This is a genomic window from Tahibacter amnicola, from assembly GCF_025398735.1.
Lineage (GTDB): Bacteria > Pseudomonadota > Gammaproteobacteria > Xanthomonadales > Rhodanobacteraceae > Tahibacter > Tahibacter amnicola.
The window spans coordinates 820,926-845,695 of the sequence record NZ_CP104694.1; the positions used below are offsets into that span (position 1 = coordinate 820,926).

Below are 24,770 nucleotides of genomic sequence, written 5' to 3' on the forward strand. Positions count from 1 at the left end.
TTTGCCTGCGCCGGCCCTGCCGGCCAAGACACCGGTTTGATATGCCTGTCCACACCATCGCGCCCGTGCGAGGCGTAGCTGCGGGGCTTTGCCCGCATGAGTGACCTGCCGCTGTTGCACGTCGAGTACGCCCGCAACGACCTGGCCGACCTGTTGCGCCAGGACGACGTCCTCGCCGTCCTGGGATTTGGCCGGGACGCACCGCCCACCGGCGATGACCCGCGATACCTGCGCGTCGGCCTGGAGCCGTTGCAGGATCGCGCGCCGCTGGAAGTGTGGCGTGCGCCGGGCCCGATCAGCCACGGTGTCGCCGGCCGCGTGCGCTGGTCGTCCACGAACGACTATTGCTTCGGCGCGATCGAGGTTGCCGAGGCCGACTTTCCGGACGTCGCGACGGCGACCGAGGCGGCGTACAGCAGTCTTTCGGCGTTCGCCAGGGGCGGGCGCTGGCCGCACCTGCTGCGGGTGTGGAACTACCTCGCGGCCATCAACGAAGGCGCCGGTGACGCCGAGCGCTACAAGCATTTCTGCACGGGCCGGTCCGCCGGCACGCGTGAACTGGGCACGTATTTCCCGGCCGCCAGCGCAATCGGACGCAGCGACGGCGTCCCCGTGCTGCAGGTGTACTGGCTGGCGTCCCGCGTGCCGGGCACGGCGGTCGAGAACCCGCGCCAGACCAGCGCCTGGTGCTATCCGCGCCAGTTCGGTCCGACGCCGCCCACCTTCGCCCGGGCCATGCGCGGCCCGACCGCGACGCCGCAACTGCATATCTCCGGCACCGCGGCCGTGGTCGGGCATGATTCGCAGCACACCGGCGACCTTCAGGCGCAGCTGCGTGAAACCTTCGCCAACCTCGGCAGCCTGCTCAAGAGTGCCGGCAACCTGCCGGCGTTTGACCGCAACAGCGTGCTCAAGGCCTACGTGCGTCACCGCGAGGATCTCACGCGGGTCGAGGCCGCTCTGGGCGGTTACCTTCCACCGGAAATCCCCCGCCTGATCCTGCTCGGCGACATCTGCCGTGAAGAGCTGCTGGTGGAGATCGACGGTATCCACTCGGTGCGCTGAGGCAACGACTCAACGTGGGACTGGCGCCATCGGGTGCGGGCCTTCGCGCCGCACCGTCGCCGTCACCAGCCCGGCCGATACCACCAGGGCGAATGCCAGCGCCGCGTTGAAGATCAGGTGACCCTGCTTGGCCACGTCGGCCGTGCCGTCGCCGAGCAGGGTGATGGTGAACGTGGCGGCCATCAGCGTGGCGGTCAGCACGGCCAGCAGGCCCATCCCGTCACCGCGGCGCAGCGCCAGTACCACCCCGGCGAACGGCAGCAGGAACACCAAGTAGCGCAACGGCGCGGCATCGCGCAGTACTCCGTTGAGCGTGAGGTGATGCGCCGGAAGCTTGCCCAGGATCGCCCCTTCGACGTGCCCGAGGTTTTTCGGCAGCCAGGGATCCAGGGCCTGCAGCCCATTCAGCGCATAGCGGATGGCCGCCGCCGGCTCGCGCGCCAGTTCGCCGATGACGTCCAGACGCCCGACCTGCCCGATACCGGGGCAGACATCCTCCGGCATGCCGGGCATCTGCCAGGCCATCTTTCCGACATAAGCGATGCAGTGCGCCGGCAGCCCCAGGCGTGCGATGACGGGCGCCGGATCGCGCACGGCGGGCAGCAGGCCGGTGAACACCACATGCGCCCGGTTGAAGGAGCGGATCGACCGCATCATCGGATCGTCGCGGCCGAGCTGTCCGCACTGGACGAGAGCGCCCAGGATGGCGCCGGCCAGCAGGGCCGCACCTTGCCAGGGCAGCGTCCGACGGTGCCAGGCACCGAATGCGATCACGCCCACTGCCAGCGCCAGCGGCAGCACCAGGTGCTGGATCTTGCTCAGGGACAACAGCAAGGCGCCCAGGGCCAGCCACAGCACGCGCCGGCGGTCGGGCGCCTGGTTCCAGCACAACAGGACGCCATTGACCAGCGCATAGGCCACCGTCAGCGCGGTCGCCTCGGCGTAGAAGGTGTTGAAGTACATCGTGTTGGCCGGGTCCGTGAGCACCAGGGCGAAGAGGGCCGCGTTCGCGGACGCGGCAAACCGGTTGCCGCGGCGCCACCAGGCGCGGCAGAACCATCCGGCCAGTGCCGTGAGGGCGACCAGGCGCAAGGTGCCCATCCAGCGCACGGAATGCGTCCGGGTACCCGTGGCCATCGCTTCGACACGGTAGACGCCGTTCGCCAGGGCCTGCGGCAGGAGCTCGGTCGACAGGTAGCACAGCTTCACCGGATTGGCCTGGTAGCGGTAATCCTCGAACGGCGCGTTGGGGCTGTTCTCGTCAGGTCGGATGGGGACAGGGCGATCGGGGAACAGATCAAAGCAGCCGGTGTAGCGCGCCTGGTCGAAACTGTTGGCGATGGCGTAGACCGGATCGTGCCCGATGAGCGCCACTGCGCGCGCGAAACCCAGGACGAAAGCGAACCCCAGCAGCAGGGCCACGAGACGGTGGGATCGATCCATGACAGCGTGCTCCACAGCCGTCACGCGCGGCCGGTCCGGCGATTGTGCGGAGCGATGATGAAACTTGTGTGGTGGCCGCGCTCAGCGCAGGGCGCGCGCGTCCCGGAAACCGGTGCCGGACTTTTTCCGTGGCCAGGGCCGTGCGAACAGGGCGCAGAGCACGAAGGCACAGCTGGCGTTGAGTGCCAGGTGCGCGTGTTTGGCCAGTTCGGAAATGCCGTCACCGAAAACGCTCACGACCGGAACGCTGATGGCGACGGTCGCGCACAGAGCAGCAAATGCCAGGGCTGAAGGCGCCACATTCCGTCCGAGCAGCAGGCCGAGCCAGGCGAGCGGTGCCACCAGCAGCAGCGGCCATACCAGCCATGGCCGCGCGGCCAGCGGCCGGTCGATCGAATGGAACTTGCCGGGCACCTTGGCCATGTCGCGTCCGGCAACCATGCCGAGGTACCGGGGTTGCCAGGGCAGCAGCTGCGGCGGAACCGCGGCCACGACGCGCGCCAGCGTGACCGGTTCGGTTTGCAGCAGGGCCAGCATCCGCGTGCGGCGGAAATCGCCGATGCCGGGGCAGGCCGTCTCCGCGGGTACAGTCAGGCGGTACACCGTGTAGCCGGCATACGCGGCACATGCCGGCGGCAGCCCCAGTCGCTCCGCAGCGACCTCGGGTGACGAGGACGCCGGCAGCAGGGCGCTCAAGACGAGGTTGGCGTTGTTCACGGTGGCGATGCCCTCGAACAGGGCCGTGTTGCGCTGGCTCTGCTGCCATTGCAGCAGCAGGCCGGCTGATCCGCCGATCAGCAAGGCAATCGCGGCCGGCCACAGCGGCCGTTGTCGCAGCGCGCAAAGCGCCAGCGCGCCTGCCAGGAACAGTGGCAGCGCCAGATGCTGCATCTTCGACAGCGCCAGCAACACGGCGGCCAGGGCCAGTGCCGCGCAGCGCAGCAGACTCGGGCGCACGGCCGTCAACGTGCACAGCGCCACCACGAGGTAGGCAAAAAACACCGCCCCGGCTTCGGCGTAGAACGTGTTCAGGTAGACCGAATTGACGGGATCGAATCCGAGCGCGGCGAGCCATAGTGCATTGGCCAGCGCGAGCGCCGGCCGCCGCTCACGCCACAGCGCCCGCGAGATGGCGGCAACGACCAGCACCCACGCCAGCCAGCGCAGGCCGCCGAGCCAGCGCACCGAATAGGCGTTGTCGTGCCCGAACCCACTCATCGCGTGAAACAGACCGACGGCGGCGCCCTGGAACAGGTGATCCGAGCTCAGGTAGCACGGCGCGCCGTGAACCTCCTGGAAGGCGAAGGTTTCCAGTGGCGCCTGGTAGGTGATGGCGGTCGGATCCTCGCCCGGCCGCAGCGGGAAAATACCCAGGCAGGCCGAATAGCGCACCTGGTCATAGTTGTTCGCCATGGCGATCAGGGGCTGGGCGCTGAGCATCAGCAGCCCCCGAACCGCTGCGACCAGCCACACGGCCACCACCAGCCAGCCCAGGCGCTGCGACGGCGCGTGGCGCCGGTGCGGTTCCGGGAGCAGGGTGGGCCGGGTGCGACGGTGCAGGCTCATGCGGCGATCACGTCCTTGCGCAGAGTAGACCGTCGCTGCGTGAGGCGCCGGCCGTTCGAAGCTGTGGCTGGGAAGTGCCACGGGCCAATCCGCGGCGGGCTGGCCTGAGTCTAGCCTGACTGGCGAATGGTCGAGGCTGTTCGGTCAGCTCCCGCAGGGGCGTTTTTCGAGGAAACCGCCGCCGGAACAACCCTGGCGTAGACTGTGAGCGGTTTCACGGAAGCGAAGTGACCCCCGTTCGCGGCGGCGCGCCAAGCGCGCCACGGCAATCCGTACGCGCGGTGCTAAGCTGCCATCAGAGTCAACAGGCGTTCGCGCCTAACCGGAGCCGTCATGAAAACGCATCTGGGCCACTATGACATCGTCGCCGAATTGGGCCGCGGCGGCATGGGCGTGGTCTACAAGGGGTACGAGCCGTCCCTCAACCGCTACGTCGCGATCAAGGTGCTGGCCGAGTCGCTGGCCCACGACGAAAGCGTCAAGGAGCGGTTCCTGCGCGAAGCGCGCAGCATGGCCTCGCTCAACGACCCTCACATCATCCAGATCTACTTCATCGGCGAACACGAAGGGCAGACGTTCTTCGTGATGGAGTTCGTCGAAGGCGAATCGCTCGGTTCGCTGCTCAAGCGCGAGGGGCGGCTGCGCACGGAGCAGGCGGCACGGGTGATCTACCAGACGGCGCTGGGCCTTGCCACGGCGCACGAAAAGGGCGTGGTCCATCGCGACATCAAGCCCGGCAACCTGATGGTCACCAGTCGCGGCGCGATCAAGATCGCCGACTTCGGCATCGCCCTGGTCACGCAGGATTTTTCCAAAAAGCTCACTTCTACCGGCGAGTTCGTCGGTACGCCCGGCTATCTGTCGCCGGAAGTGTGCCTGGGCAAGACAGTGGACCAGCGCTCCGACATATTCTCGCTCGGCATCGTGCTGTTCGAGATGCTCACCGGCCGCATGCCCTTCACCGACGAATCGCCGCTGGGCCTCATGCTCGAAGTGGTGCGCGCCGATATCCCCGACGTGCGCCAGCTCAACAGTGACGTCGACGCGGAACTGTCGCGCGTGCTGACCCGCATGATTGCCAAGGATCCGGCTGACCGCTACCAGGATTGCCACGAGCTCGTCGCCGACCTCGGCCGTCATGCGGCCATTTCCGGCAACCCGACGATCAATCTGCGTCCGGTGATCTCCACTGCGGCGGCCACGGTCATCGGCATGAAGACGCCGACCTCGGGCCAGCGTCCGCTGCCGCCAACGCAACCGACCCCTCGCCCGGGCCCGGTGGCGCACGCACCGACCATGGCTTCGGCGATGCCGACGCCGCCGCCAGCGCCGCGGCCGTCGGTCATGGAACGCCAGGGCGCGCCGACCCGCCGATCCAGCCCGCTGCCGTGGGCGATCGCCGCGGCCGTTCTGCTGGCCCTGGGTGGCGGGGCGTATGCCTTCCGCAACCAGATTCCGTTCCTGAAGGGCGCACCGACGGTGGCTGAAACGCCCGCGGCGGTGACCGCGCCAGTGGCCACGGCCGCGACGCAGCCGCCGCCGGCGACAACGCCGCCGGCCACCCCGGCCATCACGGCGCCGGCGACGACAGCGCCCGCCAGCACGACCTCGCCGCCGGCCGTGGCAGCGACCGATGCGCTGCCGGCGTCAACGACACCGCCCGCCGCCACGACCGGCACCTTGCTGGTGGCAGCGACCGACAACGCCCCCGCCAAGGACGCCGCGCCCTCTGCGAGCGCCGACCAGCGTCCGGCCGAAACAGCATCGCCCGCTTCCGCGGACGCGCGTCCGTCGGAGGTGCAGGTCGCCGATACGCGCACCACGGGTGGTGAAACCGGTCCGGAACCACGCGCATCGCGCGTGGAGGCCTTGCGGGAGCTGGCTGCCGCACGGGCTGGCCAGAACGCGGGTGGACCGGGTCCGCGCATGGCGCGTATCCCGCCGCAGGACTCGCAGACCGGCCCGGTCGAGCCGAAGGTGCCCACCATCGCGGTGATTGTCGGCGGAGACCCGGTCATTGCCGGACCCGCACGCCAGGAAGTGACCCGTGCGCTGCAGCGTTCCGGTTTCAACGTCATCGAAGGTGGCCGCGCACGGGAAGACAACGATCTGGATGCCGGCCGCCTCGCCGGGCGCGCCAACGCCGCCGTGGTGGTGTACGTGCGCCCGGTCGGTTCGCAGGTGCTGACCTACTACGGCCAGGCGTCCACGCTGTACACCGCGCAGATTTCGCTGCGTGCCTTCGCCATCAAGGGCAAGCGTCCACTCGGTGCCGGCTGGACGGAGCAGGTCAACTTCACCAGCTTGAATGCGGCGGAGAAGGCCCGTGAAGTGATCGAACCGATGGCCGACGACATGGCCCAGGCGCTGGATGAATTCCGCGCCCGTCGCCGCGGCTGACCGGCCTGTGATGTGCTGATGAAAAACGGGGCGAAAGCCCCGTTTTTCATTGTGCGGCACTGGTTCCCGGTGCGCGGACCAGGGCGAATTCGCGCGCGTTCTCGTGCCATCGCGGCGTTTCGCGAATACGCGGCAGCACCGCCTCGGGCGTGTCCACCAGTGACCACATCTTGCCGTGCTCGGCGGTCATGAAACGCTCATCGATGGAGTGCCTGAGGAAGGCATCCAGCGGCGTGTAGAAATGGCGCGTGTTGAGCAGCACGATGGGGTTGAAATAGAGGCCCAGGCGCTTGAGCGTGATGGCTTCGAACAGTTCCTCTAGTGTGCCGCAGCCGCCGGGCATGGCGACGACGGCATCCGAATCGGTCAGCAGCCGGTGCTTGCGCTCGCGCATGTCCTCGACGATCTGCAGGTCGTCGACGCCCGGATGTTGCCATTCCACCTCGGTCATGAAGCGTGGAATGATGCCGATGATTTTTCCCTTCTGGGACAATGCACCATCCGCGACTGCGCCCATGAGGCCGTTGGCGCCGCCACCATAGACCAGGGTGGCGCCGGCCTGGGCAATCAATTCACCCAGGCGGTAGGCGGCCTGGTGGTAGGCCGCGTCGCAATGGGGGCTGGAAGCGCAATAGACGCAGATGCGCATGTTCGGCTCGCTGGCGGAAAGAATCCGCCATTGTAGCGTGCCGCCCGGACGGGCCTGGCAAGTGCTAGAGCAGCCGCGGATGCGCCGCCAGCACGATCGCGTCGGGGAACTCGCGCGAACTGGCTGCGGGATCGGCCATGCACAGCGCGTGGCGTCCGAAGGCGTTGAGCACCTCGCGGTCGCTGCTCAGGCGGCGCACCTCGACCAGCACGCGCACCAGGCGTGCGAACGTGGCAGCGAGACGACGGAATAATTCCGCCCACGCGGTACGCGCGGCATCCGCCAGCTCGCCGTAGGCGCGGCTGCCCATGTCGAGGAAGTAGCCCAGGCTCACCAGTCGCCGTTCCGCCTGTTCCGGAAACAGGCCGGCGATGAGCAGGCACCGGTCGCCCACGTCGCGCAAATTCTCGCGCCGGGCGTGGCCGCTGTCTTCCAGTGCGGCCAGGTAGTCCAGTGCCAGCACGTGGCCGGCAAGTCCGGCGTCGCGCAGATGTCGCATGAGGAGAAAGACGAGGTAGCTTTCCGTCTCGGAATCCAGCGTGGTCTGGCCGCGCTCCTCGGCTTCACGCACCAGGTCGTGCCAAAGGGCTGTGGCGGCACCGGTGGTGAGAATGGCGTTCATAGGCTGCACCTCCCGATTTCATTGTCTGCAAATCCGTCGCCGCGGGGAGTGCTGCATTGTGAACAGGCGAAAACTCCGTGAACCAGCGCACACCTTCGCCGCGGAACGGCGGCCATGGACGGACAAGTGGCGGCGATTTCGCTTGTATCGTGGTGAACGGGAGCGCAGGAAATGCACCGTCTGCGCAAGCGCCGGCGCGCCGCACAACGCACGAGCCCGGCGCGTCGGCGTGCAAACTGCGCGTTCTGTAAAAGGTTCGGTTGCGCCGTGGGCGTATCGGTCGTACAAGAGGCAAGGCGGCTGGCGGGGGCCATGCAAGATTTTCCGCGCCGCTCCGGTCTGTTGCCGGAGCGTGTGCGGCGCACTGCGCGAAACCGGGGGATCGCGCGGGATGCCGGCGGGGAGAAAGCTATGGCGATGAGCCAACGGATCAACACCGATCATGAAGCGGGCGTCGCCGAAGCCCTGTTGCAGCGCATCTGCGCCCGCGACGAGCAGGCCCTGGGCGAGCTCTACGACTGCTCCGTCGACAGGGTGTACGCCATCGCCGTCCGTATCCTGGGCGATGCCGACGATGCGGAAGAGGCGGTCGCCGACGTGTTTGCACAGGTCTGGGAACGGGCCGATCGCTACGACGCCAGCCGTGGCGGCGTGCTGGCCTGGCTGACGATGCTGGCCCACAGCCGGGCCGTCGACCGCCGGCGCCGGCGCGGCGACGGTGCTCCGCTGGTCCGCGGCGAGGAAGCCGACACCGTGCTGGCCCTGCAGCCCTGCCAGCAGGCGGGCCCCGCCGATCTGGTCGACCACCTGCAACAGGGCAGCGTGCTGCGCACCGGCATGGCAGCCTTGAGTCCGGTTCAACGCGAGTTGATTGGCCTGGCCTTCCTGGAAGACCTGAGCCACCCGGAGATCGCCGCTCGCACCGGCCTGCCGCTGGGTACGGTCAAATCGCATATCCGCCGGGGGCTGGAAAGCCTGCGGCGCGTGCTCGGGGTGGAGTGATACCGTGCATCCGCGAGCCCGTTCGCAGCCGTATACCGAGTATGCGATCCGTCGTGCTCGGTAGTGGGGCGGAGTCGAGAATCCAATGAACAGCCACGAAAAAGACCAGCCAGCCCTCGACCAGGACATCGTCCTGGCCATTGCCGACGCGATCGCGCCGGCCGCGATGACCCCGGCGCGGCGCATGCAGCTGCGCCAGCGCATCGTGGCGGCGGCGCGCCCGGCGGCACCGCCCCGGGAACTGATGAGCATCGTGCGCGCCGAGGAGGGGCAATGGTTGAGCCTGCTGCCGGGCATCTCGATCAAATTCCTGCGGGTGGACGCTGACGCCGGCAGCCAGTCGAGTCTGTGGCGGCTGGAGCCGGGCGCGACCCTGCCCTCGCACACGCACGACGACGACGAAGAATGCGTCGTGCTCGAAGGCGGCGTGCGCTTCGGCGGCAGGGATTACGGACGCGGCGACTTCCTGCTCGCCCGCTCCGGGCTGTTGCACGAGGCGTTTACGTCCGAGCAAGGCGCTTTGCTGTACATCCGCAGCGGGCTGAACGAACACCTCAAGGCGCTGGCGCGCCGGTCGGGCTGGTTGTCAGCCTGAGCGGCCTCAGCGCCGCCGCTGGGCGATCCACTGGTCCAGCTGGTTGGCAAAAGCCTGCCGATCGCGCGGATGCAACGCCGCCGGTCCGCCCGTCTGGACGCCGGCGCCGCGCAGTTCCTCCATGAAATTGCGAATGCTCAGGCGCTGCGCGATGGTGTCGGCGGTGTAGCGCTCCCCGCGGGGATTGAGCGCCGTTGCGCCTTTGGCGATCACGCGCGAGGCCAGCGGGATATCCGCTGTCACGACCAGGTCATCGGCCTCGACGCGCTCGGCGATCGCCGAGTCGGCCTCGTCGAAGCCGCCCGGCACCACGATCGAACGGACAAACCGCGACGGTGGCGTGCGGATCGACTGGTTGGCGACGAGGATGGTCTCGATCTGCGCACGCTCGGCCGCGCGGAAGACGATTTCCTTGATGACGTTGGGACACGCGTCTGCATCGACCCACAGGCGCATCAGCGGTCACCCCCGTGGGCAGCGCAGCGGGCAATCTGCTCCTCGACCGCGGCCACGAAGGCCTCGCGACCGGGCCAGGCGGTAATCCGGCCCAGGCGCCGGCTGCGGTGGAACAGGAAGAAGGCCGGTATGCCGTGCAGGCCGAAGCGCGGCGCCATGGCGTCGTCGTCGTAGACATTGCAGTGGAGCCATTGCACCTGCGGCCAGGTGAATGCACCGGGCGTGGCCAGGATGGCGCGTTTGGCCAGGTCGCAGTTGGGGCAGTCGCGCCCCCACAGGAACAGCACGCACACAGCCTCAGCGGCGGCCGCAAGGGTTTCGTCCAGGGCGCTGCTGGTCACCGCCCGCATCGGAAACCGGGTAAAGAAGTCGGGAACAGCGCTATCGTTCATGGCGAACCGGAAAGGACACGGACAGTGAGTGTACGGTGGATGGTGCCGGCAGCCGATGTCCACCCTCGTCGCTGGGTTTGGCGCACAATCGGCTGGCGACCGGGCAACAGGATTCGGCATGCACAGGGATCGGCGATGGGATGGCCAGGCAATCTTCGTGCGACGCCTTGTCGCACCGGCCCTGGCACTGGCAGCCGCCGCAGCGCAGGCGGCGGATCCGCCGCCCTGGCTTCCGCCGATCCTGGTCTCGCCGACGCCCGACGCCCTGGTATCGGCAGGCACTGTCCACCCGGCGCGCGAGGCGGCACTGGGTGTCGGATTGTCCGACTATCTCGCGGCGATTCCCGGCGTCCTGGGGCGCCATCGCCAGAACTATGCCCAGGATGAACAAGTGGCGATCCGGGGCTTCGGTGCGCGCGCGCCGTTTGGTATCCGCGGCGTGCGGCTGTACGTCGATGGCATCCCCGCCACGCTGCCGGACGGCCAGGGCCAGGCGTCCCACATCATCGTGGATGCCGCGGCGCGGATCGATGTCCTGAAAGGGCCTTTCAGCGCCCTGTTCGGCAATGCCAGCGGCGGGGTGATTGCGGTGACGTCCCGCGATGGCCGCACCGATCCGGGCCTGCAGGCGCGCATGGCGTTGGCCTCGCATGGCACCCGGCGCCAGACGATCGGCCTGGGCGGTGGCGCGGATGCCCTCGACTACCGGCTGGAGCTGGCGCACACCGAGATCGGTGGCGAGCGCCCGCACAGCCGGGCCCGGCGCGAGACGGCCAACCTGGTCAGCCGGGTCCAGTTGGCGCCGGAAACGCAGATCACGCTCGCCGCCAATCACTTCGATCAACCGTTTGCGCAGGATCCGCTGGGCCTGAGTGCCAGCCAGTGGCGCGACCGCGTTGCCGTGACGCCGGGCGCGATCGCCTTCAACACGCGCAAGACGGTGCAGCAGGACCAGCTTGGCCTCACCCTGGACCACGCCGGGACTTGGCATACGCTGGTGTACGCGGGCAATCGGCAGGTGCGGCAATTTCTCGCGGTGCCCGTGGCCGCACAGGCCAATCCGCTCAGCGGCGGCGGCGTGGTGGACCTGGATACGGACTACCGCGGCGCCGACCTGCGCTGGACCTTTTCCCCGCTCGGTCGCCTGGAGGGCGTGCTCGGCTTCAGCCTGGACCAGCAGCGCCAGCACCGTCGCGGCTACGAAAACAGCGTGGGTGACCGGCTGGGTGTCGTGGGTCGTCTGCGGCGTGACCAGACCGATCGCGTGACCAATGCCGACCCCTACGCCCAGTTGCGCTGGCGCGTGGCCGATTCGACCGACGTGCTGGCCGGTATGCGGCGCAGCCGCGTCCGCTTCCGTTCCGCAGATCGCCACATTACGCCGGACAACCCCGATGACAGCGGGCGGACCGATTACGCGGCGTGGCTGCCGGTCGCCGGTGTGCGCTACCGGCCGACGCCGCGCGATGAGGGTTTCGTCTCCTACGGACGCGGGCTGGAGACGCCGACGTCCAGCGAACTGGCCTATCGCCGCGATGGCAGTGCGGGGCTGGCCAGCGACCTGCGTGCTGCCCGTTCGCGCAGTGTCGAGGCCGGCTGGCAGCACGACTGGCCAGAGCGCGCCGCGCTCGCGCTGGCACTGTTCCGTGCCGACAGCCGAAACGAGCTGGCCGTGGCCAGCAACCTTGCCGGACGCACCAGCTACCGCAATATCGGCCATTCACGGCGCGAAGGACTGGAAGTGTCGGCCAGAGACAGCGGTGATGGTCCGTGGCGCTGGCAGCTGGCCGCGACAGCCATCGACGCACGTTACCGGACGCCGTTTCCGGCCTGTACGACGCCAGGCTGCACCGAACCCACCGTACCCGCGGGAACACGCATTCCCGCGATTCCCCGGACCCAGGCACAGGCCCGCCTGGGATGGGCGGACACCGGCGGATGGCGCTGGGACGCGGAGGCCCGCTGGATCGGCGCTGTCACTGCCGACGACCTCGGGCAGGCCAGGACCGCGGGCCATCTCCTGCTGGGCGTGTCAGCCAGCCGGACCTTTTCCTGGAGCGACGGCGCGCTGCGCATCCGCGCACGCATCGACAATCTCTTTGACCGTCGCCATATCGGCTCGGTCATCGTCAACGAGAGCAATGGACGGTTCTATGAACCCGGGCCGGGACGCAGCGGTTTCATCGAGATCGAATACCGCCACAGCCAAAGATTTGTTACAGATGCGCGGTGACCGCCGATGCCGGCGCCACACCGTTCCGGCCGCCTGGGTTGGGGCAGGGTGGGTGTGTATACTAATTTCAACCGGCGCGGCGGCGTGCCCTGGAAAGGGCGTTCGCCGCGGACGGCGCGACGCAGTGGGGGAGCCATCCGCCGGGGCGCTGACATGACCGCAGTCGACATCATGCACGCGCCGCTCAAGGCGCTGGTCGTCGAGGATAACCCCGGCGATGCGCGTCTGCTGCAGGAAGTGCTGCGGTCCGCGGATCCGCCGGTGTCCGTGCAGGTCTGTGATCGGGTGCAGCGCGCGCTCGAGCGCCTGCGCGCCGAGCCCTTCCACGTCGTCCTGCTCGACCTGGGCCTGCCCGACTCGGTGGGATTTGACGGCATCGAACGCCTGCAGCAGGAATTTCCCCACGTCGCGGTGGTCGTGCTTACCGGCCACGACGACGACGCGCGGGGCGCCCAGGCGATCGCCCGGGGCGCGCAGGACTACATCTTCAAGAGCGATCTGCGGCTGGACCTGCTGCAACGCGCCGTACGCTACGCTGTGCTGCGCAAATATCAGGAACAGCAGCTGCGCGAACACGAAACGCAGATGCGGGTGCTGTTTGACCTCAATCCGCAGCCGATGTGGATCCACGACCAGCAATCGCTGCAGTTCCTGTCGGTGAATCTGGCGGCGATCAAGACCTACGGCTACTCCGAGCGCGACTTCCTCAAGATGACGCTGACCCACCTGCTCTCGGACGAAGAGGTGGTCAATCTGCGCCGGGCGGCGGAACTCAACTCCTATACCGCGACCGCGATCGGCGTGGGCCGCCACCGACGCAAGGACGGTACCGAGATCGCGGTGGAGGTTTACGTACAGACGATTCCGTGGGGCACGGCCAAGGCGCAGCTGGTGCAGGCGCGCGATGTCACGGTGGAGCGGCGCGCCATCCGTGCCATGGAATCGAGCGAACGGCGCTTCCGCGACCTGTTCGAATACAGCCTGGGTTTCATCTGTACCCACGATGCGGACGGCGTGCTGCTGTCGGTCAATCCGGCGGCCGCCAATGCACTGGGCTACCGCACGGTGGAGATGATGGGCCGCTCGCTGCGCGATCTCGTCCCCGACGAGCTCAAGCAGGTGTTCGACCACTACCTCAAGCGCATCTACCAGCAGACGCACGACGCCGGCCTGATGGTGCTGGTCGACCGGAAAGGCGAGCGCCGCATCTGGCAGTACCAGAACCGCCTGTTCTTCGACGTGGAAGGCGAAAGCTATGTCATGGGCCACGCCCAGGACGTCACCGAGCGCCGCCGCTACGAGCTGGAGCTCAAAACCAAGCAGGCCGAACTCGAAGCGGTGAACGATGCATCACCCCTGGGCCTGTTCCGGACGGATGCTTCCGGCCAGTGCACCTATGTCAACCGCACCTTCGAGCGCTTGTCTGGCCGCCAGCGGGAAGAGGCATTCGGCGACGGCTGGCTGATGGGTGTGCATCCGGACGACCGCGAGCGTGTGCACAACGAATGGCGCAACGCCGTGCGTGCGGGCGTTCGCTATTCCGGTATGCATCGCTATCTGACCGATAGCGGTGACGTGGGTTGGGCGGTCGTCCAGGCGGCACCGGTTCTGGTCGACGATATCGTGGTCGGCTATGTCGGCTGCGCCGAAGACATCACGGCCCAGCACAACGCGGAGCGTGCGTTGCGGCTGAATGAAGAGCGCCTGCGCACCATTGCCGATGCGCTGCCGATCGTGATTGCCTACGTCGATCGTGACGAGCGCATGACCTTCGTCAACGACGCCGGCACCATGTATTTCGGCCGGACCAGCGCCGATATCCTGGGGCATCCGGTCAAGGAGATCCTGGGCGAAGAGCGCTACCAGCGCCGCCATCCGTATATCGAACGCGCCTTGCGCGGCGAGCGCGTCACCTTCGACGACGAGCAGGGTACGGGCAACGCCTTCCGCGCCATCGAGGTGTCCTACATCCCGCAGCGCGCCGACGACGGCGGCGCGGCGATCGGCTTTCACGTCATGATGCAGGACGTCACTGACCGCAAGCGCGAGCAGCGGCGCCTGATCCAGCTGGTACAGATCGACAACCTTACCGGGCTGCTCAATCGGGCCGGTTTCCTCGACCGGCTCGAGCAGGCCATGGCGCGCAGCCGCGACCAGCGCAAGCCGATCGCCCTGATGTTCATCGACGTCGACAAGTTCAAGTCCGTCAACGACACCTACGGCCACGCAGTCGGTGATCACGTGCTCAAGGCATTTGCCGACCGCCTGACGACTACCCTGCGCGCATCAGACGTGATTGCGCGCATGGGCGGCGACGAGTTCACCGTCATTCTCGAAGGCATCAGCCGCCCCGAAAACGCCGCGGCGACCGCCGCCAAGGTCGTCACCGCAATGGCGCGGCCGTTCGAATTCGAAGAAGAAGGCCTGTCGTTGCAGATCGGCGCCAGCATTGGCGTGGCCATGTACGAAGGCAGCGCCCAGAGCACTGCCGAGCTGGTGCGGCAGGCGGACGCGCAGCTCTATGAGGCCAAGCAGGCGGGACGCAACACCTATCGGTTGAAGGTGGCGGGTGCGGCTGTCGGGGTTCCGGCGGTTGCACCGGCTGGTGAAGCTGCCGATGGTGTGCCGGCCCCGGCGGATGACGTGGTGGATGGAGGGGCGACGCAGCCCTGAGGCTCGCTGCGTGGATGGGGGCGGCTGGTGGCCCAGCACAATCAGCAGATCAAGGGCGTTTCGTCTGCCCGCAGGGCAGACGAAACGCTTCTGGACTTCGTGCCGGGGTGACCGGCAACTACTCCACCGTCACACTCTTCGCCAGATTCCGCGGCTGGTCCACATCCGTCCCACGCAGCACGGCGACGTGGTAGGCCAGTAGCTGCAACGGCACGGTGAATACAGCCGGTGCGATCAGTTCGCCGCAGGGCGGCAGGGTGATCATCTTGCCGTTGGCATGCGGCATGTGCTGCGCGACGTCGGCATCGGCGAGCACGTAGAGTTCGCCGCCGCGGGCGCGGACTTCCTCGATGTTGGACTTGAGCTTTTCCAGCAGATGGTCGTTGGGTGCCACGGCAATGACCGGCATTTCCTCGTCCACCAGCGCAAGCGGACCGTGCTTGAGTTCGCCGGCGGCGTAGGCCTCGGCATGGATGTACGAGATTTCCTTGAGCTTGAGCGCGCCTTCCATTGCGATCGGGAACTGCGTGCCGCGGCCCAGGAACAGGGCGTGCTGCTTGCTGACGAAGCGTTCGGCGAGCTGGCGGATTTCGCCGTCCAGTGCCAGGGCGGCATTGACGGCACCAGGGAGCGTCTGCAGCTGGCGCACGAGGGCTTCGTAGCGCTGCGGATCGATGCCGTGGTGACGCGCCAGTTCCAGTGCAAGCAGGGACAGCGCCGCCAGCTGCGTGGTGAAGGCCTTGGTCGAGGCCACCCCGATCTCGGGGCCCGCGCGTGTCATCAGGGAGAGGTCAGACTCGCGCACGATCGACGATTCGGGCACGTTGCAGACGGCAAGCGTTGCAAGGTATCCCTTCGCCTTGGCGGACTTGAGCGCGGCCAGCGTATCGGCGGTTTCGCCGGACTGACTGATGGACACGAACAGGGTATCCGGCTGAACGACGCATTCGCGATAACGGTATTCAGACGCAATTTCCACATTGCAAGGCAGCTTCGCGAGTCCTTCGATCCAGTAGCGCGCGACGAGGCCGGCATGGAAGCTCGTGCCGCAGGCAATGATCTGCACCGCGCGCGTGCGCGAGAGCAGTTCTTTCGCGCCGACGCCGAAGATCTCCGTGAGGATGTGGCTGCCGGACAGGCGCCCCTCGAGCGTATCTGCAATGGCCTGGGGCTGCTCGTGGATTTCCTTGAGCATGTAGTGACGGAATTCGCCGCGCTCGACGGCGTCGGCGGAGAAGTGGGCCTGCTTGACCGGCCGGTCAGCGGGGGCTCCTGCTTCGTCGTAGATGGCGACACTGTCGATCTTCACATCGGCGACGTCGCCTTCGGCGAGGTAGATGAAGCGACGGGTCACCGGCAACAGCGCGTGGATGTCGGATGCAAGGAACTGCTCACCGTCGGCCAGGCCGACGACCAGCGGACTGCCGCGGCGGGTGCCGACCACGCGACCGGGTTCGTTGCGCGAGATCACCGCGATCGCAAACGCGCCGTGCAGGCGTGGAATGACGTGGCGGACGGCAGCGAGCAGATCCATCCCGCGCGCGTGGGCCTGTTCGATCAGGTGGGCGATGACTTCCGTATCCGTCTGCGTGGCAAACTCGTAGCCGGCAGCCTGGAGCTCGGCACGAAGCGACTCGTGGTTTTCAATAATACCGTTGTGAACAACGGCAATCGTATCCCGCGAGGCCACCGGGTGGGCATTGGTGGTGTTGGGTGCCCCGTGCGTGGCCCAGCGCGTGTGCGCAATGCCGGTGAAACCGGCCAGTGGCGCCGTACCGAGCAGGGCTTCCAGGTCGCGCACCTTGCCCTTGGTGCGCTGGCGTTCCAGGCCCTTGTCGGTCAGGAGGGCCACGCCGGCGGAGTCATAGCCCCGGTATTCCAGGGCTTTCAATCCGCTGATCAACGTGTCTACGACGTCGCGCCGCGCGGCGGCGCCAACAATTCCGCACATCGGGGAAGTCCTTCGGTGTAGTACGGGAGAGGTCGATGATTCTACCGCAGGGGGGCAGATGGCAGGGCCAAAACCGGGCGATTTGCAGGCAGTTCCCGGGGTTTGACGCCGCGACAATGCGCTTGTCGCCCTCGTCGCTGCCGCCGGGATGCGTCAGCTTTCACGCTTTTTCGGGCGTTTCCAGCCGGAAATCGTGTGCTGGCGCGCGCGCCCGATGGTCAGTTCGCCGGCCGGTGCATCGCTGGTGATCACCGACCCGGCAGCAATGGTGGCTCTGTCGCCGATCCTGACCGGCGCAACGAGCGAGGAGTTGGATCCGATGAAGGCGTCATCGCCGATTGTGGTGGTGGATTTGTTTACGCCGTCGTAGTTGCACGTGATGGTGCCTGCCCCGACGTTGGTGCGGGCGCCGATGACGGCGTCGCCCAGGTAGGTGAGATGGTTGGCCTTGGCGCCCTCGCCGAGCACGGCCTTCTTGGTTTCCACGAAATTGCCGACATGCACGCCCGCTGCGAGCTCGGTGCCCGGACGCAGCCGCGCAAACGGACCGATCGTGCACGGGCCATGCGTGACCACACCGTCGAGGTCGCAGTGCGACAACACCTGCGTACCTGCCGCCAGCGTCGTGTTCTGCACTCGGCAGAAGGGCCCGATGCGGACGCCGTCGCCCAGTTGCACGTTGCCTTCGAACACGACGTTGATGTCGATGTCGATATCGCGTCCCACCGTGACGCTGCCGCGCAAGTCAAACCGCGAAGGGTCCGCAAATCGCACGCCCGCGGCGCACAGTGCGCGGACCTGACGCAACTGGTAATGACGTTCCAGTTCCGCCAGCTGCCAGGGATCGTTGGCGCCGAAGGCTTCGTGGCGGTCGTTGCAGGGCACGCAGATGGCCGGCGTGCCGGCGTGGGAGGCCATCGCGAAAACGTCCGTGAGGTAATACTCGCGTTGCGCGTTGTCATTGCGCAGTGCATCCAGCCAGGTGCGCAGCAGGTCGCCGCGCGCCGCGATGATGCCGGTATTGACCAGGCAGATGCGCCGTTGCTCGGTGTTGGCATCCTTTTCCTCGACGATCGCGCGCACCTGGCCGAGTCCGTCGCGCACGATGCGGCCGTAGCCTGTGGGATCGATCAGTTCTGCGCCCAGGACAGCCAGTTCCGCATCCGCTTCCGCCAACGGTGCCAGCGTAGCGGCCGTAATGAGCGGCACATCACCGTAGAGCACCAGGACGCGTGCGCCCGGCGGCACTGCGGGCATGGCCAGGCGCACGGCGTGACCCGTTCCATGCTGTTCGAGCTGGTGCACCCAGGTGATATCCGTGTCGCTGGCAAAGGCTGCCAGCACCTGGTCGCCCCGGTGGCCGTAGACCACGTGGATGGCGGCCGGCCGCAGCGCGCGTGCCGTCGCCAGCACATGGCCGAGCATCGGCTGTGCTGCCAGTGGTAGCAACACCTTGGGTTGGGCCGATTTCATGCGCTTGCCCTCGCCGGCGGCGAGAACGATGACGTGCAGCGGTGCGGTCATGAGTGCGGAAGATTCCAGGATGATGGGGGTGGATTATCGCAGTTTGGGGACGCTACGCCGGTGCGACGTCGCCGGATGCGGCATTGTGAATTCTGCAGCCCACGTGAAGGCCGGCGAAAACCTCTGCCAGCCATTGGAAAAGTGGCCGCCAGAATGTGCTGGCACAAAGGGGCGAACGGACGCCGTCATGGCCGGTGCGATGAGCCGCTTTGCAGGGTCGGCGTGGTTACGGTGTCTTCCGGCTGGTAGCGCGACAGCGCGAGGGTCGCCTCCAGCGTGCGCAGGTTGAGGTCACGGAAGAATCGGTGCAGATAGCGGTCGCCGCGGCCCGCGAGGTCCAGTGCGTCGAGCTGCGCAGCCAGGCGTGCGCTGTCGGCGCCAGCGCCGTTGTCGGCTGGCAGGAACTCCGACGCCAGGAGCGGTGCGTCCAGGCTGCCCTTGGCATCGCGCAGCAATTTGCCCAGGCGGGTGCAGGCGGCGGTGTCATGCCAGGCGGAGTGTTCGCGGCACAGCGACTCACGCGCCTGGTTGAGGGTTGCCTGCGTCATGGCGCGCAGACCAGGGTGAAGATCCAGCACCGCGCCGCAGGTTCGTGGTTGGTAGCCGTCCGGACGGGCCGGGCTGTCCTTGGCGACGACGAGGGCGTCGTAGTAGTGCGCAAGGATTTCTGCCGTACCGTCGGCAAAGTGCCTGGCGGCCGTGATGGCGGTGATCGTGGTACGGCGGGTCTTTTCATCGGCACCCTCCTGCTCGATCACGCGCAGTACCCAGGGCCAGGCGTTCTGGCGATCCACCGATGTCCACGCGTCGAGAATGCGGCGGCAGCCATCAGCGTCGCTGCCGGCGCAGCGGCCTAGCGTCAGCAGCGTGCGGGAACCGGCGTCGCGGGGAAGCGGTTGAGGCGGGATGGGCTGATCGTCCGGAAGGATGGCGTTTGCCAGGAGTCGGTCGCGTGGGTGCGACGACGTCTTCAGCCGGGCCACTACCGGCTGGAGCCACCGGTCGCGCGCCGTGTCATAGGCGATGTCCTCGGCCCGTCGGGCCGGGCATTCGGTGCCCTGGGCTACCCCGCTGAGGACGGCGGCTGCAATGAACAGGGCGACGGTGACGGAGCTGGATCGGTGCTTCATGGCGGTCATTCCCCTGTAGGCGGAATTCGGTGCGGAATGTCATCAACGGCTGGCTGGGCCGTCGCGGTCAGTGTGATGGCTGGCGGGCAAAGTTCGCCTGGTGGGTAATCGTCAGTCAGCGACGATGATGGCTGCGCCAGCGCTGCAATGCCTGCAGCTGCGCCAGTGCATGGATCAGTTCCGCCTGGGCCCGGGCGATCTCCTGCCTGTCGGCCGCACTGGCCAATATCCGTTCGGCGTGCGCCTTGGCCTCAGCCGCAGCCGCCTCGTCGAGGTCGTCCGCGCGGATCACGGTATCAGCGAGCACGGTGACGGACTTTGGCTGCACCTCCAGGATGCCGCCGGACACATAGAACAGTGGCTCTTCGCCGCTGTCGAGGATCATTCGAACCTGCCCCGGTCTCAGCCGGGTGATCAGCGGCGCATGGCGCGGCGCAATGCCCAGTTCACCCATCTCGCCCGAGGCGATCACCATCCGGACTTCGCCGTGAAAGATATCGCCTTCGGCGCTGACGATGTCGCATTGGATGGTGAGTGGCATGGCGGAGTAGATAGCCCGGCAAGCGTCGTGGCGTCAAACCACGGCGGACCGGACCGGCGCTGATTGCAACGTCCTGCGAAGAACGGAGGCGCCACGTTCAGCCCGCTACCACTCGGTGCCTGGCAACGTCGTCGGGGCGCGGTCTATTTCAATGCACAACACCGCTCAAGCTCCGCCAGCGCGGACTGCTCAGCGCGCTGCCGGGCTTCGGCACTGATACGCCCCGCGTATTCCGCGAGCGTTATCTCGTCCGTGCCGAGCAGCGGATCGACCATCTTGGCGCTGTACTGGTACTGATAGGCCAGGGCGTGGTCAGCTGGCGCCCGGTAGCCCGTTGCATAAGAGCTTGCGAGCAGGATGTAGGCCTGGGCGTTGGGCAGTAACGATACTTGCCGAAGGTAGTGCAAGGACGTTTCCTTGTAGGGCCGTATGCGGTCCGGGTGGCGGAGCAACTCGCGTTCGTCACCCAGTATCTCGTCGGGAAAATACGCATAGTACAGTTGCGCCTGTGGGTGGCCCGCCGCGGCGGCCATCTCAAGGAACTGCCCGCGTTTGCCAATCAGTTCGCCGGAAATTCCCGCGCATAGCTCGAACTGCTCCTCGGTGTGCGCCACATGGTCTGCGGCCTCTTGTTCCGGAACGTTCCGCAATGTCGCAGGCAAATCGGTGCTCAGGACGCCCTTGCAATGGCGGAGGGAATGATAGATCGCAAGCGCTGCCTCGCGATCCTGCGGGGCTTTCCGGATGAGTTCCGGGAGTACGTCGCTGTAGCGGCCTTCCGGGCGGTGGCTGAGCAGTAGCGGCGGCTTGCGATAGCGGCCAGGTGTGCGCAACGGCGTGCCGGTGGTCAGCACGGCGGAGCCAGGGGGTGCAGCAGTACTCGGAGCGTCAGCATTCGGCTCGGTTGGTGTAGCCGGATCATCGGTGGGAGCGACGACGACTGGCGTCCCGGATGGATGCTCCGGATGCCGCTGGTCGAACCACACCATCAAGCAGGCAATCGCTGCAACTGCCGCAATCAGACCTGGCCAGTTGCGGCGTTCATATCGCAGTGTTCGGTGCGTCATGGTGCCGAGGAAAATTCAGTGATCGGTGCGCAATCGAATGCGCGGGCAGTGGCTGGGACGCGTGGCGCCGTCGTAGTGGCTGACTAGGGGACTGCGCAGCAGTGATCGAGATCTTCGCGCGCTGCCTGTTCGAGTCCCTTGCGCTCCAGCTCGGTCAGCAGCGGTGCCAACTGGTCGCGGATCCGGATGACTTCGGGGGGCGTGTTCGCGAGCTGCGTTGCCGTCCAGGCATAGCGATACGCCTGCGCCAGGTCGATGTCAGCCAGCACGCCGTCGCGATAGGTGGAAGCGAGCAGTTCCATGGCCTTTTTATTGCCGCTTGCAGCTGCATTGCGCAGGTAGCGGACGGCGCGTTCCTTGTACGGCGGGATGGCGTCGGGGTTACGCACCATTTGCCCGTAGGTGCCGACGATCGCGGCGGAATCCGTAGCGTATATGGCTGCAGCCATTGTGTTGCCGGTGTCAGCGGCGATCGTCAGGAAGGTGCCGCGTTGCTTGATCTGGTCAGCGGAGACGCCGGCACACTGGTCCACAGAGGGCGCCGTTTCGGCCAACATGGATTCATAGGCCTGATCGTCGCCGGCAAATTGTTCGCGCGACACCCGCCGGGCAAAGAAGTCGCGGCACAGGCTCAGGGCAAAGTAGCCGGCGAGGGCGGCTTGCGCATCGCCTCTGCGGGCGCGCTTTTCCAGATCCGGCAGCAAGGCTGTGACCGGTATGGAAGGGAAATCGACTGGAGCAGGTTCGACGTCCCTGTAGACGACGGCGCGGGCAGGTCCGGACGTCGTTCCGGGGGGATTGCCGTAGTGACTGCCGTTGTCGCGATCACCGTTGGTCGAACCGCGTCGCGCGCAGGGGCCTGGACGGAACGCGTATCGGAAGGTGCCTCCGCGCGGTTACTGCGTGCAAAAAAGGGGATAACAACGCAAATGACGATAATGGCGATGACGGCGAAAGCCCGAATGCGTCGCGGTATCGGCTTGCGGGTTGAAATCACTGAATCAGGGACCGGATCGTCGTATGTGAAGGCAAATAGTGCACTAGACGAAACTCTGTGCGCTACCGAATCGTCGTTGCTTGCGGCGCTTCTTTCGACGGCGCGTGAATTGCGCGTCAATGTGGAAAGGTGTGCGAAAGGCACGCGTTGGGCCGGGTTGGCGCTGATGGACTCGTTGTCACAAGGGCGTTCCGCCAGATTGCTGATGCTTTCTGCGGAAATAGGCGTGGACCGCCGGCTTGAAAGCCAATCAGAGGGCTGGACGCTCTGCAGAAGATCGGGGGTACCAGCCTTCTCTTCTGCATCACGACGTACGTAGGCTTCCCACAGCCAATGCCGGGCATCGTGGGGTGCGTCGGCGATCCAGCGTTCCGGAGGCGCGGTGCATGTCGCGACTCCGGGCCTCGATGCAGAACCAAAAACGCCGGCTCAAGGCCGGCGTTTTCGAATCAGTCACGTGCTCGAACTTCAGTGTTTGAGGTTCTTGCGCAGTCGCTCGAGTGCCTGCAGCTGGGCCACGGCCTGGGCGAGTTCTGCCTGGGCCTGGGCGATTTCCAGCGCGTCGGTACGGTTGGCCAGGGCGCGCTCGGCCTGTTCCTTTGCCTTGCGGGCAGCGGCTTCGTCGAGGTCCTTGGCGCGGATGGCGGTGTCGGCCAGAACCGTCACGACCTGCGGCTGCACTTCGAGGATGCCGCCGGAAACGTAGAAGAACTGCTCGTCGCCGTTTTCCAGGATGACGCGCACCTGGCCAGGCTTGAGACGGGTGATCAGCGGCGCGTGACGCGGCGCGATACCCAGCTCGCCAAGCTCGCCGGTGGCGACGACCATCTGCACGGCGCCGTGGAAGATCTCTTCCTCGGCACTGACGATGTCGCAACGAATGGTGGATGCCATGGGGTTTACCTTATTGCGTTGGGCGGATCAGGGATCCGCCGTCACCGGTCGTGTTGCGAATCCTTGGCGGTACTGCGACGGAATTCGACGTCGTACCGGCAAGGTGTGGGGGATCGTGGGATCCCCCGGAGCATCAGGCAGCCTTCTCGGCCATTTTCTTGGCCTTTTCCATGACTTCGTCGATGCCGCCGACCATGTAGAACGCCTGCTCCGGCAGGTGGTCGCATTCGCCATCCACGATCATCTTGAAGCCGCGGATGGTTTCCTTGAGCGAGACGTACTTGCCCGGCGAACCCGTGAACACTTCGGCCACGTGGAACGGCTGCGAGAAGAAGCGCTCGATCTTGCGCGCACGGGCCACGGCCTGCTTGTCTTCTTCCGACAGTTCGTCCATGCCGAGGATGGCGATGATGTCCTTGAGTTCCTTGTAGCGCTGCAGCGTGCCCTGAACCTTGCGCGCGACTTCGTAGTGCTCGCTGCCGATCACGTTCGGATCGAGCTGGCGGCTGGTGGAGTCGAGCGGGTCGACGGCCGGGTAGATACCCAGCGCCGCGATGTTACGCGACAGCACGACGGTGGCGTCGAGGTGGGCGAAGGTCGTGGCCGGCGACGGGTCGGTCAGGTCGTCCGCGGGCACGTACACGGCCTGGATAGAGGTGATGGAGCCGGTCTTGGTCGAGGTGATGCGTTCCTGCAGGACGCCCATTTCCTCGGCCAGCGTCGGCTGGTAACCCACGGCGGACGGCATGCGGCCCAGCAGCGCCGACACTTCCGTACCGGCCAGCGTGTAGCGGTAGATGTTGTCGACGAAGAGCAGCACGTCGCGGCCCTTGCCGGACGCGTCCTTCTCGTCGCGGAAGTATTCGGCCATGGTCAGGCCGGTCAGGGCGACGCGCAGACGGTTGCCCGGCGGCTCGTTCATCTGGCCGTACACCATCGCAACCTTGTCCAGAACGTTCGAGTCTTTCATTTCGTGGTAGAAGTCGTTGCCCTCGCGGGTACGCTCACCCACGCCGGCGAACACGGACAGACCCGAGTGTTCCTTGGCGATGTTGTTGATCAGTTCCATCATGTTGACGGTCTTGCCCACGCCGGCGCCGCCGAACAGGCCGACCTTGCCGCCCTTGGCGAACGGGCAGACCAGGTCGATGACCTTGATGCCGGTTTCCAGCAGCTCGTTGCTGGACGCCTGCTCGGCGTAGCTCGGGGCCTGGCGGTGGATCACCCAGCGATCCTGCTCGCCGATCGGGCCGGCTTCGTCGATGGGGTTGCCGAGCACGTCCATGATGCGGCCCAGCGTCTTCACGCCGACCGGCACCTTGATGCCTTCACCCGTGTTGCGGGCGATCAGGTTGCGCTTCAGGCCGTCGGTGGAGCCGAGGGCGATCGCGCGCACGATGCCGTCGCCGAGCTGCTGCTGAACTTCCAGCGTGATTTCGGTGCCGTCGACCTTGAGTGCGTCGTACACCTTCGGTACCTGGTCGCGCGGGAATTCGACGTCGACCACGGCGCCGATGATCTGAACAACTTTGCCCTGGCTCATGATGGTTTCCTTTGACTCTTGAAATTC

The 24,770-nt window shown here is 66.7% G+C and carries 21 protein-coding genes; 7 read left to right on the forward strand and 14 right to left on the reverse strand.

The genetic code is table 11. The features are described from left to right. Positions 1 to 96: 96 nt before the first annotated feature. Positions 97 to 1,065 carry a chorismate transformation FkbO/Hyg5 family protein gene (locus N4264_RS03400; RefSeq protein WP_261695671.1) on the forward strand — a complete coding sequence of 323 codons (969 nt, stop codon included), beginning with the start codon at positions 97 to 99 and terminating at the stop codon, positions 1,063 to 1,065. A 9-nt stretch (positions 1,066 to 1,074) separates the two neighbouring features. Here N4264_RS03400 and wsfD (N4264_RS03405) read toward each other — a convergent pair whose 3' ends face one another. Both wsfD (N4264_RS03405) and wsfD (N4264_RS03410) read right to left on the reverse strand, forming a co-directional pair. Beyond that, positions 1,075 to 2,508 (reverse strand): glycan biosynthesis hexose transferase WsfD, encoded by a 1,434-nt coding sequence (wsfD, locus tag N4264_RS03405; protein WP_261695672.1) that lies wholly within the window; start codon positions 2,506 to 2,508, stop codon positions 1,075 to 1,077. 81 nt (positions 2,509 to 2,589) lie between these two features. Further along, the gene (gene wsfD / locus N4264_RS03410; RefSeq protein WP_261695673.1) at positions 2,590 to 4,074 is read right to left on the reverse strand and encodes a glycan biosynthesis hexose transferase WsfD; all 1,485 of its coding nucleotides are present in this window, start codon (positions 4,072 to 4,074) and stop codon (positions 2,590 to 2,592) included. A 333-nt stretch (positions 4,075 to 4,407) separates the two neighbouring features. Here wsfD (N4264_RS03410) and N4264_RS03415 point away from each other — a divergent pair, with 333 nt between their 5' ends. Next, positions 4,408 to 6,474: a serine/threonine-protein kinase gene (locus N4264_RS03415; RefSeq protein WP_261695674.1), complete on the forward strand. Its 2,067-nt coding sequence runs from the start codon at positions 4,408 to 4,410 to the stop codon at positions 6,472 to 6,474. Between the two features lie 46 nt (positions 6,475 to 6,520). On the opposite strand, the gene N4264_RS03420 is transcribed toward N4264_RS03415, so the two are convergent. Both N4264_RS03420 and N4264_RS03425 read right to left on the reverse strand, forming a co-directional pair. After that, a complete protein-coding gene (locus tag N4264_RS03420) occupies positions 6,521 to 7,123 on the reverse strand; it encodes an LOG family protein (protein ID WP_261695675.1) in 603 nt (200 codons plus the stop codon). 64 nt (positions 7,124 to 7,187) lie between these two features. After that, entirely contained in the window at positions 7,188 to 7,745 is a 558-nt protein-coding gene (locus N4264_RS03425) for a hypothetical protein (protein WP_261695676.1), read from the reverse strand. 411 nt (positions 7,746 to 8,156) lie between these two features. Between N4264_RS03425 and N4264_RS03430 the strand changes: the two genes are divergently transcribed. Together N4264_RS03430 and N4264_RS03435 are read left to right on the forward strand one after the other, a co-directional pair. Then, the gene (locus N4264_RS03430) at positions 8,157 to 8,747 is read left to right on the forward strand and encodes an RNA polymerase sigma factor (protein WP_261695677.1); all 591 of its coding nucleotides are present in this window, start codon (positions 8,157 to 8,159) and stop codon (positions 8,745 to 8,747) included. 85 nt (positions 8,748 to 8,832) lie between these two features. Beyond that, positions 8,833 to 9,342 (forward strand): cupin domain-containing protein, encoded by a 510-nt coding sequence (locus N4264_RS03435; RefSeq protein WP_261695678.1) that lies wholly within the window; start codon positions 8,833 to 8,835, stop codon positions 9,340 to 9,342. A 6-nt stretch (positions 9,343 to 9,348) separates the two neighbouring features. Here the strand turns inward: N4264_RS03435 and N4264_RS03440 are convergent, their stop codons facing one another. Both N4264_RS03440 and N4264_RS03445 read right to left on the reverse strand, forming a co-directional pair. Next, complete coding sequence (locus N4264_RS03440) at positions 9,349 to 9,798, reverse strand: YaiI/YqxD family protein (RefSeq protein ID WP_261695679.1); 450 nt, start codon at positions 9,796 to 9,798, stop codon at positions 9,349 to 9,351. Continuing rightward, positions 9,798 to 10,190, reverse strand: a complete 393-nt coding sequence (locus N4264_RS03445) for a YbbN family protein (protein WP_261695680.1) — start codon at positions 10,188 to 10,190, stop codon at positions 9,798 to 9,800. Before N4264_RS03445 ends, N4264_RS03440 begins: the two co-directional genes overlap by 1 nt. Before the next feature lie 157 nt (positions 10,191 to 10,347). Here N4264_RS03445 and N4264_RS03450 point away from each other — a divergent pair, with 157 nt between their 5' ends. Then, positions 10,348 to 12,423 carry a TonB-dependent receptor family protein gene (locus tag N4264_RS03450; protein WP_261695681.1) on the forward strand — a complete coding sequence of 692 codons (2,076 nt, stop codon included), beginning with the start codon at positions 10,348 to 10,350 and terminating at the stop codon, positions 12,421 to 12,423. 6 nt (positions 12,424 to 12,429) lie between these two features. Continuing rightward, positions 12,430 to 15,096: a PAS domain S-box protein gene (locus N4264_RS03455; protein ID WP_261695682.1), complete on the forward strand. Its 2,667-nt coding sequence runs from the start codon at positions 12,430 to 12,432 to the stop codon at positions 15,094 to 15,096. Positions 15,097 to 15,214: 118 nt separating this feature from the next. Here N4264_RS03455 and glmS read toward each other — a convergent pair whose 3' ends face one another. The 6 genes from glmS to N4264_RS03485 all read right to left on the reverse strand — a co-directional run bounded on the left by glmS (position 15,215) and on the right by N4264_RS03485 (position 22,013). Beyond that, the gene (glmS, locus tag N4264_RS03460; RefSeq protein ID WP_261695683.1) at positions 15,215 to 17,047 is read right to left on the reverse strand and encodes a glutamine--fructose-6-phosphate transaminase (isomerizing); all 1,833 of its coding nucleotides are present in this window, start codon (positions 17,045 to 17,047) and stop codon (positions 15,215 to 15,217) included. 153 nt (positions 17,048 to 17,200) lie between these two features. After that, complete coding sequence (gene glmU / locus N4264_RS03465; RefSeq protein WP_261695684.1) at positions 17,201 to 18,571, reverse strand: bifunctional UDP-N-acetylglucosamine diphosphorylase/glucosamine-1-phosphate N-acetyltransferase GlmU; 1,371 nt, start codon at positions 18,569 to 18,571, stop codon at positions 17,201 to 17,203. 185 nt (positions 18,572 to 18,756) lie between these two features. Then, on the reverse strand, positions 18,757 to 19,701 hold the full coding sequence (locus N4264_RS03470; protein ID WP_261695685.1) for a hypothetical protein: 945 nt from the start codon (positions 19,699 to 19,701) through the stop codon (positions 18,757 to 18,759). A gap of 115 nt (positions 19,702 to 19,816) precedes the next feature. Continuing rightward, the gene (locus N4264_RS03475) at positions 19,817 to 20,242 is read right to left on the reverse strand and encodes a F0F1 ATP synthase subunit epsilon (protein WP_261695686.1); all 426 of its coding nucleotides are present in this window, start codon (positions 20,240 to 20,242) and stop codon (positions 19,817 to 19,819) included. Between the two features lie 143 nt (positions 20,243 to 20,385). Further along, positions 20,386 to 21,309: a hypothetical protein gene (locus N4264_RS03480; RefSeq protein WP_261695687.1), complete on the reverse strand. Its 924-nt coding sequence runs from the start codon at positions 21,307 to 21,309 to the stop codon at positions 20,386 to 20,388. Between the two features lie 83 nt (positions 21,310 to 21,392). Continuing rightward, positions 21,393 to 22,013, reverse strand: coding sequence for an SEL1-like repeat protein (locus tag N4264_RS03485; protein WP_261695688.1), 621 nt, complete (start codon positions 22,011 to 22,013; stop codon positions 21,393 to 21,395). A 102-nt stretch (positions 22,014 to 22,115) separates the two neighbouring features. On the opposite strand from N4264_RS03485, the gene N4264_RS03490 reads away from it, so the two are divergent. Continuing rightward, positions 22,116 to 22,625, forward strand: a complete 510-nt coding sequence (locus N4264_RS03490) for a hypothetical protein (RefSeq protein WP_261695689.1) — start codon at positions 22,116 to 22,118, stop codon at positions 22,623 to 22,625. 149 nt (positions 22,626 to 22,774) lie between these two features. Here the strand turns inward: N4264_RS03490 and N4264_RS03495 are convergent, their stop codons facing one another. Together N4264_RS03495 and atpD are read right to left on the reverse strand one after the other, a co-directional pair. Further along, positions 22,775 to 23,200: a F0F1 ATP synthase subunit epsilon gene (locus N4264_RS03495; RefSeq protein ID WP_261695690.1), complete on the reverse strand. Its 426-nt coding sequence runs from the start codon at positions 23,198 to 23,200 to the stop codon at positions 22,775 to 22,777. Between the two features lie 133 nt (positions 23,201 to 23,333). Further along, complete coding sequence (gene atpD / locus N4264_RS03500) at positions 23,334 to 24,743, reverse strand: F0F1 ATP synthase subunit beta (protein WP_261695691.1); 1,410 nt, start codon at positions 24,741 to 24,743, stop codon at positions 23,334 to 23,336. Between the last annotated feature and the right edge of the window lie 27 nt (positions 24,744 to 24,770).